The sequence below is a fragment of the Legionella drozanskii LLAP-1 genome, assembly GCF_001467585.1.
Classification (GTDB): domain Bacteria; phylum Pseudomonadota; class Gammaproteobacteria; order Legionellales; family Legionellaceae; genus Tatlockia; species Tatlockia drozanskii.
Map to the genome: position 1 here is coordinate 1 of NZ_LNXY01000030.1, position 966 is coordinate 966.

The following is a 966-nucleotide window of genomic DNA, read 5'->3' on the forward strand; positions in this document are numbered from 1 at the left end:
GATCTCAAAAATCATTATTTTACAATGAGATATCTTGCTAGAGTATCTTTTGCTTCCAATGATTGTCCTGCCCCTCATTGGACTACTACTTCTGTAACCTGGATTTAATCCACCTATTAGATGGGTCACAAATGACAATTATAAAAAAAACAATAAATAATGAAACTGTATTGGTAATATTGGAAAATATTTTCCAATCAGTTGGCGCTTCCCAATAAATAATAGATAAAGGCAAAGTCCAAAAGGTAGTCCACAAAAAATTCTTCGCATAAAGATTGTCCTTACAGGAAGAGTTTGAAACATTTTAATGATCTCATATTTATAGAATCTATATAGCGCCCAACAAACAATGATGGTACCCGGGATAAAAATAAAAAAGGGTGAAATATTGAAACCTTGAATAAACTCACCGATATCCCCCATAATAAATGTGCGATTAAGGTATGAAAACATTTCCATCAGATTTATATCTGCCAACCAAAAAAAGAAACTTAATAAAAACGATCTCTCTTGTATACATTTTCGGCTTAAAAGAAATAAGGAAGTTAAAAACAATATTAACGTTACCGTGATTCCACTAATCCCAATTAATGCTTCATGAACACCATGTCCTGAGGCTAATATGCTTGCATAATCCACGGCTTCCGATACCGGCACTAAGTACCAGCTCCCATATTTAATATCAAATGGGGATGATTTATAGCCAAAAAGATACGCCGTTGTAGCATGAGCATACTCATGCATTAATACAGCCACATAATAAGATAAAATAATACTTAAGACAGTAAACAATGCTATCTTTAGTGCTCTTGGGGTCATAATCATTTAGCTCCTTGCTTCTAGGAGGTTGCAGTTCTCGTCTCTGGTTGATTTTCTTCGTCGCATTGAAACAGAAGCACCATAGTCATCTGAAAATCCAAATTTTTTATAAAATGGAATCATTTCTCTACGACAAATCAATTCAAT

1 protein-coding gene is annotated in these 966 nt (G+C 33.9%); it reads right to left on the reverse strand.

Features of this window, described 5'->3' with window-relative positions; genetic code table 11:
• Nucleotides 1–138 precede the first annotated feature (138 nt).
• On the reverse strand, nucleotides 139–825 hold the full coding sequence (locus Ldro_RS13500; protein WP_058496957.1) for a hypothetical protein: 687 nt from the start codon (nucleotides 823–825) through the stop codon (nucleotides 139–141).
• Nucleotides 826–966 lie beyond the last annotated feature (141 nt).

What these genes read in the sequence shown, in the direction of transcription:
- Ldro_RS13500 (WP_058496957.1), bottom strand. Translation starts at nt 825, where the DNA reads ATGATTATGACCCCAAGAGCACTAAAGATAGCATTGTTTACTGTCTTA.